Genomic DNA, 9,684 nt, shown 5'->3' on the forward strand with positions numbered 1-9,684 from the left:
CGGGACGGTCGTCGACACGACCGTCCCGCCCCCGCTCCGTTGTCGGCGCCACCACCCGACCGGAGCGGGCACAGGATGTCGGGTGCGGCAGGCTTGGCCCTTCCTACCGTGGTGGTCGAAAGGGAAGGAGGCCGGGGTTGCTGGACCGGTTGAACCAGGCCATGGCGCACATCGAGGACCACCTCGACCAGCGGATCGAGGTGTCCGAGCTGGCACGGATCACGCTCACCTCGGAGTACCACTTCCGGCGGCTGTTCTCCTCGCTGGCGGGGATGCCGCTGTCGGAGTACGTCCGGCGCCGCAGGCTCACCCTGGCGGGGGCCGACGTGCTGGCCGGGGAACCGACACTGCTGGAGATCGCGGTCCGCTACGGCTACGCCTCGGGCGAGGCCTTCGCCCGGGCGTTCCGCACCGTGCACGGCGTGGGCCCGGGCGAGGCCCGGCGCACCGGCGCGGCCCTCACCGCGCAGCCCCGGCTCTCCTTCCGCCTCACCGTCGAAGGGAACAGCACCATGCGGTACCGCATCGTCGAGAAGGACGCCTTCAAGGTCGTGGGCAGGAAGGCCCGCGTGCCGTTGATCCACCGAGGGGTCAACCCGCACATCGCCGAGCACGTCCGGAGCATCCCGCCGGAGACCATGCTGCGGATCCACGGCTTCTCGGACCAGGAGCCGGCGGGCATCGTGTCGGCGACCGTGCGCCTGTCGGACGGCTTCGAGGAGGGCAGCGACCTCGACCACTACCAGGCGGTGGTGAGCTCGGCCGCCGAGCTGCCGGACGACCTGGACGTGCTGGACTGCCCCGCCGGCACCTGGGCGGTGTTCGAGAGCTCGGGGCCGTTCCCGCAGGCGCTGCAGCAGATGTGGGCGGACGTGGCCGCGCAGTGGATCCCGTCCAACCCGTACGAGTACCGCCCGGGACCCGAGATCCTGCGCACCCGGGCGGCGCAGCACGACCCGTCGCACTCGGACGCGCAGCTGTGGATCCCGGTGACCCGCACCACCGGCTGACCCGCACCCCGGCTGAGCCGACGGCGGGCGGCACCGACGGCGGGCGGGGCCCGGGGCGCGGCGCCGTCAGAACAGCGTCGCCTCCGCCGCGCTGCCCGGCAGCCCGGGCAGCGCGTCCTGCCAGACCGTCGCCTCGCTCAGCGCCAGCTGCGCCATGCTCCCCTCGCAGAGCTGGAGCGAGCGGCGGTCGCGCTTGTGGTCGTGCAGGACGCCGTAGCCGGCGCGGCGGGTGGGCATCAGGGCGACCGGACGGCCGCAGGTCGGGCACTGGACTCGTGGAGCGCGCATGGGGCAAGGGTGCCAAACCCCGCTGACACGCCGGTCACCGTCCCGGTACGGTCGGCGCCATGACTCATGATCACCCCACCCGCCGGGCCGTCCTCAGCGGCTCCACCTTCGAGGAGCAGATCGGCTACGCCCGCGCGGTGGTGCTGGAGTCCGGCGACTCCCGCTGGGTGCACGTCTCCGGCACCACCGGCTTCGACTACGCCCGGATGACCATCTCCGACTCCGTGGTGGAGCAGGCCGAGCAGGTCCTGCGCAACATCGCCGCGGCGCTGGCGGAGGCGGGCTGCTCCTTCGCCGACGTGGTCCGGGTGCGCTACCTGCTCCCGGACCGGAACGACTTCGAGGCCTGCTGGCCGGCGCTGCGCGCAGCCTTCGGTGCGGTCCGCCCGGCCGCCACCATGCAGGAGTGCGGCCTGGCGGACCCGCGGATGAAGATCGAGATCGAGGTGGACGCGCACCTGATCCGCCCCCGCGCGTGAGTCGCGGGACCCGCCCTAGCTCAGCGCCAACTCCCGCACAGTGACCGCGAGTCGGGGCTCGGCCGGAGCCAGCACCGCGACCGCCGCGTCGTACTGCTCCGGCACCTCGACGGCGTGCACCTGCCACCCGGCCGGCGCGGCCGGGCCCTCGGCGACCGCCCCGAACCCCGGGCCCACCCCCACGTACTCGGCCCCGGCGCCGCGGCCCAGTCCGATGCCGGTGCCCTTGAGGTAGGCCTCCTTGCGGACCCAGCAGCGCAGCGCCGCCGCCGACCAGCGGTCCGGCGCCGAAGCGCCCACCCGGTCCAGCTCGGCGCGCTCGGCGGGGTGCAGCATCCCGGCCACCTCCTGGCCCGCCTGCCCGGCGAAGACCTCGCGGCCCTCCACGTCCACCCCCACCGGGGTGTCGGCCAGCGCGATCACGGCCAGGCCGGCCGCGTGCGAGAGCGAGAACTCGACCGGTCCGGCCACCTCGGGCCGCCCGTGCGGCTCGCCGCAGCCCGGACACGGTCCCTGGCCGAACCGCAGTTCCGCCGGCCGCGCCCCCAACCGCTCGGCCAGCACGGTGCGCAGCGCGACGTGGGCGACCTCGTAGAGGGTGCGGTCCACCGGGCGGCGGAAGGCCGCGGCCCGGGCCAGCTCGGCCCGGTCCAGCAGCCGGGTCGCCGCGGCGGCGGCCGCGGCGGCGTTCGCCCCGGTCACCGGGACCCGCCAGAGGGCGACGCCGGCCGACTCCCGATCCGCCATCAGATCCCCGTCACGGTGCCGGCCACCACGCGCACCACGCCGTCCGCCCGGGCGGCCAGCGCCGCCCGCAGCCGGGGCGCGCGGGCCTCGCCGAGCAGCTCGTAGGCCTCCTCCTCGGTGACCCAGCGGTACTCCTCCAGCTCCGCCTCCTGCAGCGCGATCGCGGTGCCGGCCGGGACCGTCCCCGCGTCGAAGACGAAGTGCACGGCGGGGTGGTCGAGCGCCTCCGACGGGTGGGTCCAGGAGACCACCAGCAGCCGGCCGACCTCCAGGTCGAGGCCGGTCTCCTCCAGCAGTTCGCGCCGCGCGCACTGCAGCGCGTCCTCGCCCAGGTCGATGGTGCCGCCGGCGAACTGCCAGCCGGGGCGGTAGTTGGGCTTGAGCACCAGGATCCGGCCGGCCTCGTCGGTGAGCAGGGTGCCGGCGGCGGTGTAGGAGCGGGGCAGCGAGGCGAGCCAGGCGTCGCGGGGCAGCAGCTGGTCTTGATCCATGAGGCCTATCCTCTCGCCTCCGGGCGGATTCAAACACGGCACCCCGGCCCGCCCGCGGTGCCGCACCGCCGGGCCTGCCAGAGTGGCACCATGACCGATCAGCCGCTGCTCGCCGACCGCACCGAACTCCCGAGCCCCGCCGAGGGCCTGCGCCCGTACGCGGGCGAGGACGGAGTGGCCGTGCTGGTGCTGGACCGCCCGCACCGGCGCAACGCGGTGACCCGGGCGATGTGGCAGGCGCTGCCCGGGCTGCTCGCCGGGCTGGCCGGACGCCCCGGCCTGCGGGCCCTGCTGCTGACCGGCGCCGAGGGCACCTTCAGCGCCGGCGCCGACATCGCCGAGCTCTCCGGGATCTACGGCGACCCGGCCGCCGCCGAGGCCTACCACGCGCAGAACGTGGCGGCCGAACAGGCGCTGGCCGACTTCCCGCTGCCCACCCTGGCCGTGGTGCACGGCTCCTGCGTCGGCGGCGGCTGCCAGCTGGCGCTCGCCTGCGACCTGCGGTTCGGCGCGGCGGACGCCCGGCTCGGGATCACCCCGGCCAAGCTCGGCGTGGTCTACCCGGCGGTGCCGACCGCGCGGCTGGCCCGGGTGGTCGGCCCGGCCCGGGCCAAGTACCTGCTCTTCTCCGGGGAGCTGGTGGACGCCCGCCGGGCCGAGCTGTTCGGGCTGCTGGACGAGGTGCACCCGGCCGAGCGGCTGGACGCCCGGGCGCTGGAGTTCGCCCGGCTGCTGGCCCGGCGCTCGCCGCAGACCACGGGCGCGGCGAAGGCGGCGCTGAACGCGGTGCCGGCCGGCGAGCCGGGCGCGGCGGCGGCGGCGCTGGCGCCCTGGGAGCGGCTGGCCCGGCGGGCGCCGCACGCACCGGAGGGGCTGGCCGCCTTCCTGGAACGGCGCGAGCCGCGGTTCCCCGACGCCGCACTGGGCCTGACGGAGTAACGTGAGGCGTGCGGTTCCCGGCTCTCTGGTGAGATGCCGGTGGGGGCATCCGCACCGCCCCCACCAGCAGTTCCCCACACCCGTACGAGCTAAGGAGAAGGGACCATGCGCGCAGAAGTGGGCGACCACCTGCACATCCACAGCCGCGCGGTCGGCATCGTCGACCGCGAGGGCGAGGTCATCGAGGTGCACGGGCAGGGCGGCGAACCGCCCTACCTGGTCCGGTTCGAGGACGGCCACGAGACCCTGATCTTCCCCGGGCCGGACTGCACCGTGCGGCACCGCCCGGCCCAGGGCTGACCGCCGCCCCGCGCGGTCAGCGGATCGGCAGTCCCGAGATGGACCGGGCGATCACCAGCCGCTGGATCTCGCTGGTCCCCTCGAAGATCGTGTAGATCGCGCTGTCCCGGTGCATCCGCTCCACCGGGTACTCGCGGGTGAACCCGTTGCCGCCGAGGATCTGCATGGCCTGCGCGGTCACCCACTTCGCGGTCTCGCCGGCGTAGAGCTTGGACATCGAGCCCTCGGCGGCGGTGAACGGCTGCTGGTTGGCGGCCATCCAGGAGGCCCGCCAGACCAGCAGCCGGGCCGCGTCGATCCGGGTCCGCATGTCGGCCAGGGTGAAGGCCACGCCCTGGTTGTCGATGATCGGGCGGCCGAACTGGACCCGGGTCTTGGCGTAGTCCAGCGCCACCTCGTAGGCGGCCCGGGCGATGCCGATGGCCTGCGCGCCGACCGCCGGGCGGGAGGCCTCGAAGGTGGCCATCGCGGCGTTCTTGCCGCCCTTGCGGGCGCCCTCGCGGGCCCGGGCCAGGCGCTCGTCCAGCTTCTCCTTGCCGCCCAGCAGGCAGTGGCCGGGGATCCGCACGCCGTCCAGCACCACCTCGGCGGTGTGCGAGGCGCGGATGCCGTGCTTCTTGAACTTCTGGCCCTGGCTCAGGCCCGCGGTGCCCGGTGGGACCACGAAGGAGGCCTGGCCGCGCGCGCCGAGCGCGGGGTCGACGGTGGCCACCACCACGTGCACGGCGGCGATGCCGCCGTTGGTCGCCCAGGTCTTGGTGCCGTTGAGCACCCACTCGTCGGTCGCCTCCTCGTACACCGCGCGGGTGCGCAGGGCCGAGACGTCCGAGCCGGCGTCGGGCTCGGAGGAGCAGAACGCGGCCACCTTGACGTCGTCCGGGGTGCCGAACATCTGCGGGGCCCAGGTGCCGATCTGCTCCTCGGTGCCGTTGGCCAGCACCGCGACGGCGGCCAGCGTGGTGCCGACGATGGACAGGCCCAGGCCCGCGTCGCCCCAGAAGAGCTCCTCCATCGCGACCGGGATGCCGACGCCGGAGGGGTCGAAGAACTGCTGGGCGTAGAAGTCCAGGGAGTAGATGCCGATCTTGGCGGCCTCCTGGATGATCGGCCAGGGGGTCTCCTCGCGCTCGTCCCACTCGGCCGCGGCCGGCCGCATCACGTCCGCCGCGAAGCCGTGCAGCCAGTCGCGGACCGCCAGCTGGTCCTCGCCGAGCGCCATCGAGAAGGTGCTCATCTCCTACTCCTCCAGGTTCCAGGATCCATCGGACCAAGATCGCGCCACCCGGGGGGTTACCGGGGGTAACACCGTGGGAGTCTGCTACTCATAGGTAACGGATGTCAACGAGAAGGAGGGGCGGGGTGACCGCACTGGAGGAGCCGCGGCGCGAGCAGCTGCTCAACGCCGCCGACCGGGTGGTCCGCCGGGACGGCCCCGGCGCGAGCATGAACGCGATCGCGGCCGAGGCCGGCATCACCAAGCCCATCCTCTACCGGCACTTCGGCGACCGCAGCGGCCTCTTCCAGGCCCTGACGGACCGTCACACCTCTGGCCTGCTGACGGCGGTGCGGGCCGCCCTGGCCGAGCCGCTGGAGCGGCGCGAGCGGGTGGAGCACGTGCTGGACACCTACCTGGCCGGCATCGAGTCCCGCCCGCAGATCTACCGGCTGCTCACCCACCCGGAGTCCGGCGACCCCAACGGGGTGGGCGCCGCACTGGCCCCGGCACTGCGCCAGATCGCCGAGGAGATCACCCGGGCGGTCACCGCGCAGGTGGACCTCGGCCCGGACGCGCCGCTGCTCTCCGAGGCCTGGGGCCGCGCGATCACCGGCATGGTGCTGGCGGCCGGCGACTGGTGGCTGGAGAGCAAGCCCTGCCCGCGGGCCAAGATGGTGCAGGCGCTGGCCGACCTGCTCTGGGGCCGGCTGGCCGCGGCCGATCCGCTGCCCACCCCGCGGCCGGCCGGCGGCGCGGCGGCGGAGGCCGCGAGGACGGAGCCGGGGAGGCCCGAAAAACCTGAGTAGTCCTCACCTCTTGTGCTCGGCGCCGCACTCGGGGAGCATCGGCACACCGCCCACTCCCCCGCCCGCCCGTGCGAGGTGTCCGTGCTGCCCGTGCGTTTCGCCACCCTGCTGCTGACCGCCGCCGTCCTGCTCGGCACCGCCGCGCCGAGCGCGCGGGCGGCCGACCACCGCCCCGCGTTCCCCACCGGCACGGTCACCGCCGCCGACGGGCGCACCCTGTTCGCCGGCCCCGACGGGCGGGTCGTCGAGCCGCGCGGCGTCAACCTGGACAAGTACGACGAGACCACCGAGGCCGACCTGCGCGCCGTCGCGGCGCACGGCTTCACGCTGGTCCGGGTCGCGGTCACCTGGGCCCGGCTGGAGCCCGCCCGCGGCCGCCTCGACCGCGCCGAACTGGCCAAGCTGCAGCAGGTGCTGGGCTGGGCCGACCGGTACGGGCTGCTCGCCGTGGTCGACCTGCACCAGGACGTGTACGGGCCGGCCTTCGGCAGCGACGGCATCCCGGCCTGGGCCACCCGGGACGACGGCCTGCCCTTCGTGCCCGACCCCGCCGACTGGTTCGCCGGGTACTTCCAACCCGCCGTGCAGGCCGCCTTCCGGCACCTCTACGACGATCCGGACCTGCGCCGCGACCAGGCCGACTTCTACACCCGGCTGGCCCGCGAACTGCACGGCCACCGCTCGCTGCTGGGCTACGACCTGTTCAACGAGCCGTTCGGCCCGGTGGACGGCGACCCGAGCGATCCGGCGGTGCTGGCGGCCTCCTCGGCCCGGTTGGAGCAGGGCCGGCTGGCCGCCATGTACCAGCGGCTGATCGCCGCCGTCCGCCGCGCGGACCAGCACAGTTGGCTCTTCGTGGAGCCGACCGTGCTGGTCGGCCAGGGGGTGCCGACCCGGCTGCCCGGCTTCACCGACCCGCGCCCCGGCACCGCCCGGCTCGGCTACGCCCCGCACTTCTACGACACCGCGGTGGAGAACGGCGCCGACTGGGACCCGGCCGACGGGTTCGTGGCCGCCTACACCGCCGCGATCACCGCCTACCCGGCGGCGCACCGGATGCCGGTCCTGGTCGGCGAGTGGGGCCCGCCGAACGCCCGCACCCCGGGCAACGCCGAGCTGGTGCGCCGTCAGGTGGCCGCGATGGCGGGCTTCGCGGCGGGGTGGACCATGTGGTACTGGTGCCGGGGCACCGGCGGCTACTGCACCCTGGACCCGGCGGGCGCGCCCGCCCCCGGCGACGGCCCGGCCTTCGGCCCGTACGCACCGGTGCTGGCCGGGCGCCCGGTGCGCGAGTCCTGGGCGGCCGACCGCTACACGGTGACCCTGGTCGGCACCGGCGGCTGGACCGAGCTGGCCACCGCGCCCGGCGCCCGGATCGGCGTCGGCGGCGCGACGGCCGAGCTGGACACGTCGGACGCCGGCCACCCCCGGGTCCGGGTGCCGCGCGGCGCCGAGGCCACCATCACGGTGCAGCAGGGCAGTTAGAGCAGATCCGCGCGGGCCGCCTGGATGCCCGCCTGGAACCGGGTGCGGGCGCCGAAGCGGTCCATCAGCTCCCGCACCCAGCGCTGCACGGTGCGGGTGGAGACGCCCATCTGCCGGGCGATGCTCTCGTCCGTCAGGCCGGCCGCCAGCAGGGCGAGCAATTGGCGGTGCCGGTCCTGCGGGCGCTCGTCGGAATCGGGCGCGGGCAGCCGCATCGCGCGGTTCCAGTAGAGCTCGAACAGCCCGGTCAGCGCGTCCAGCAGCGAGGACGGGCGCAGCAGCACCACGGACTGCAGCTCGGTGCCCGAACTGACCGGCAGCAGGGCCCACGTGTCGTCCACCAGGGCCAGCTTCAGCGGCAGCTCGGGCAGCACCCGGGCCTGCTCCCCGGCGCCGGTGAACGCGTGGATCTCGGCGAGCCGCTCCGGCTCGCGCAGCACCCGGCTCTCGTACACCACCCGCATCCGCACGCCCCGGGCCAGCGCCCCCAGTTCCACGTCCGCGTCGGCCCGGCGGATGTACGGCGGCTTGTCCAGCACCCGCAGCTGCTCCCGGGCACCCAGTTGCAGGCTGCGCCACAGCTCGCCGATCGAGTCCCGCCCGGTGACGATCTCGACCAGTTCGCCGGCCTCGGTCTCGATCCGCGAGCGGCGGTAGGTGCGCAGCAGCTCGGTGATCCGCCCCCGGGTCCGCCGCAGCTCCAGCTCGCGCCGCAGCAGCAGTTCCTCCAGCGCCACGTCCGGCGCCGCCACGCTCCACACCGCACCGTCCGGGAGCGGCCGTTCGACCAGTCCGAGGTCGGCCAGCACGGTCAGCGCGAGGTCGGCCCGGTCACCGGCGATCCCGGTGGCCTGGGCGAGTTGCCCGGCGGTCTGCCGGAGCGTGCTCAGCAGCTGCAGGTAGAGCCGCTCCTGGTCCGGGGCCAGCCCCAGGCCGCCGAGCCGCGCGGTCCACTGCTCCGCCACCCTTCGGCCCTCCCTCGTCGGCCCCGACTGTGCTGGAACCCTGCCGCAATATCAAGACCTCGCGCAAGTGTCATGTTTCCGCCATGTCAGTTTCCGGCACCGGCCACCGCCTTCCGCAAGGGCCTCGCGAGCCCGCACGCTGAGCGCCGACGCCGATCGCCGCCGGCCCCACCCCGCGGCCACCCCACCGGCGTCACCGAACCCCCACAGCCAAGGAGTTGCCATGTCCAGCCTGCGCACCGCCCGGGCCTCGCTCGCCGCCCTGGTGGCGGTCTCCGGCCTCGCCCTCGCCGCCCCGCACGCGAGCGCCGCCCCCGCCGACCACCGCTACGGCCCCGCCCACTACGGCAACGGCGGCCACCGCTACGCCGGCAGCGTCTGGGGCGGCTACGTGGCCCAGGGCAGCGGCTTCCGCAGCATCACCGGTTCCTGGACCATGCCGGACGTCCAGTGCAACACCGCCAACGACCTGTTCGCGCCGTGGATCGGCATCGACGGCTACGGCTCGCAGACCGTCGAGCAGACCGGCGTGCAGGTGGACTGCTCCGGCGGCTACCCGGCCTTCTCCGCCTGGTACGAGATGTACCCGGCCCCGCCGGTCTTCTGGAACGACCCGGTCGACGCCGGCGACACCTTCACCGCCAGTGTGACCACCAGCGGCAACGGCAGCTACCTGCTCAAGCTGACCGACACCACCAAGGGGTGGACCCGCTCGATCACCAAGTCGCTGCGCGGGCGCAACGTCAGCGCCGAGGCCGTGATCGAGTCGCCCTCGCAGAGCTACCCGTCCTTCAACGAGCTGGACTTCGCCAACATCACCGTCAACGGCCAGGTCTTCGACGCCTTCTACCCGCAGGCCGTCGACAGCGGCCAGTACACCGAGACCGGGCTGAACAACGGCTCCTTCGCCATCGTCCCGGCCTGATCCGGTGCGGCGGCGGGCGGGCCCGGTCGGGCC

The 9,684-nt window shown here is 74.7% G+C and carries 12 protein-coding genes; 7 read left to right on the forward strand and 5 right to left on the reverse strand.

What is annotated here, in order from left to right:
- Positions 1-137 precede the first annotated feature (137 nt).
- On the forward strand, positions 138-1,010 hold the full coding sequence (locus ACFW1A_RS33715) for an effector binding domain-containing protein (protein WP_380415833.1): 873 nt from the start codon (positions 138-140) through the stop codon (positions 1,008-1,010).
- A gap of 66 nt (positions 1,011-1,076) precedes the next feature.
- Here the strand turns inward: ACFW1A_RS33715 and ACFW1A_RS33720 are convergent, their stop codons facing one another.
- Entirely contained in the window at positions 1,077-1,298 is a 222-nt protein-coding gene (locus ACFW1A_RS33720) for a hypothetical protein (RefSeq protein ID WP_380415835.1), read from the reverse strand.
- 59 nt (positions 1,299-1,357) lie between these two features.
- Between ACFW1A_RS33720 and ACFW1A_RS33725 the strand changes: the two genes are divergently transcribed.
- Entirely contained in the window at positions 1,358-1,777 is a 420-nt protein-coding gene (locus tag ACFW1A_RS33725; protein ID WP_380415837.1) for a RidA family protein, read from the forward strand.
- A 15-nt stretch (positions 1,778-1,792) separates the two neighbouring features.
- Here the strand turns inward: ACFW1A_RS33725 and ACFW1A_RS33730 are convergent, their stop codons facing one another.
- Together ACFW1A_RS33730 and ACFW1A_RS33735 are read right to left on the reverse strand one after the other, a co-directional pair.
- Positions 1,793-2,524 carry a 4'-phosphopantetheinyl transferase family protein gene (locus ACFW1A_RS33730; RefSeq protein ID WP_380415839.1) on the reverse strand — a complete coding sequence of 244 codons (732 nt, stop codon included), beginning with the start codon at positions 2,522-2,524 and terminating at the stop codon, positions 1,793-1,795.
- Positions 2,524-3,015, reverse strand: a complete 492-nt coding sequence (locus ACFW1A_RS33735; RefSeq protein ID WP_380415842.1) for an NUDIX domain-containing protein — start codon at positions 3,013-3,015, stop codon at positions 2,524-2,526. The genes ACFW1A_RS33730 and ACFW1A_RS33735 overlap by 1 nt, the downstream gene beginning before the upstream one ends.
- Positions 3,016-3,105: 90 nt before the next feature.
- On the opposite strand from ACFW1A_RS33735, the gene ACFW1A_RS33740 reads away from it, so the two are divergent.
- On the forward strand, positions 3,106-3,954 hold the full coding sequence (locus ACFW1A_RS33740; protein WP_380415845.1) for an enoyl-CoA hydratase/isomerase family protein: 849 nt from the start codon (positions 3,106-3,108) through the stop codon (positions 3,952-3,954).
- Between the two features lie 105 nt (positions 3,955-4,059).
- Positions 4,060-4,254 carry a DUF1918 domain-containing protein gene (locus tag ACFW1A_RS33745; protein ID WP_380415847.1) on the forward strand — a complete coding sequence of 65 codons (195 nt, stop codon included), beginning with the start codon at positions 4,060-4,062 and terminating at the stop codon, positions 4,252-4,254.
- 16 nt (positions 4,255-4,270) lie between these two features.
- Here ACFW1A_RS33745 and ACFW1A_RS33750 read toward each other — a convergent pair whose 3' ends face one another.
- Positions 4,271-5,488 carry an acyl-CoA dehydrogenase family protein gene (locus ACFW1A_RS33750; RefSeq protein ID WP_380415849.1) on the reverse strand — a complete coding sequence of 406 codons (1,218 nt, stop codon included), beginning with the start codon at positions 5,486-5,488 and terminating at the stop codon, positions 4,271-4,273.
- A gap of 101 nt (positions 5,489-5,589) precedes the next feature.
- Here ACFW1A_RS33750 and ACFW1A_RS33755 point away from each other — a divergent pair, with 101 nt between their 5' ends.
- Complete coding sequence (locus ACFW1A_RS33755; RefSeq protein ID WP_380415852.1) at positions 5,590-6,276, forward strand: TetR family transcriptional regulator; 687 nt, start codon at positions 5,590-5,592, stop codon at positions 6,274-6,276.
- A gap of 81 nt (positions 6,277-6,357) precedes the next feature.
- Entirely contained in the window at positions 6,358-7,761 is a 1,404-nt protein-coding gene (locus ACFW1A_RS33760) for a glycoside hydrolase family 5 protein (protein WP_380415854.1), read from the forward strand.
- Here ACFW1A_RS33760 and ACFW1A_RS33765 read toward each other — a convergent pair.
- The gene (locus tag ACFW1A_RS33765) at positions 7,758-8,726 is read right to left on the reverse strand and encodes a LuxR C-terminal-related transcriptional regulator (protein ID WP_380415856.1); all 969 of its coding nucleotides are present in this window, start codon (positions 8,724-8,726) and stop codon (positions 7,758-7,760) included. The two genes, ACFW1A_RS33760 and ACFW1A_RS33765, sit on opposite strands and share 4 nt — an antisense overlap.
- Before the next feature lie 223 nt (positions 8,727-8,949).
- Here ACFW1A_RS33765 and ACFW1A_RS33770 point away from each other — a divergent pair, with 223 nt between their 5' ends.
- A complete protein-coding gene (locus ACFW1A_RS33770) occupies positions 8,950-9,651 on the forward strand; it encodes a G1 family glutamic endopeptidase (protein WP_380415858.1) in 702 nt (233 codons plus the stop codon).
- The last annotated feature ends 33 nt before the right edge of the window (positions 9,652-9,684 follow it).

This window comes from Kitasatospora sp. NPDC058965, assembly GCF_042741245.1.
Classification (GTDB): domain Bacteria; phylum Actinomycetota; class Actinomycetes; order Streptomycetales; family Streptomycetaceae; genus Kitasatospora.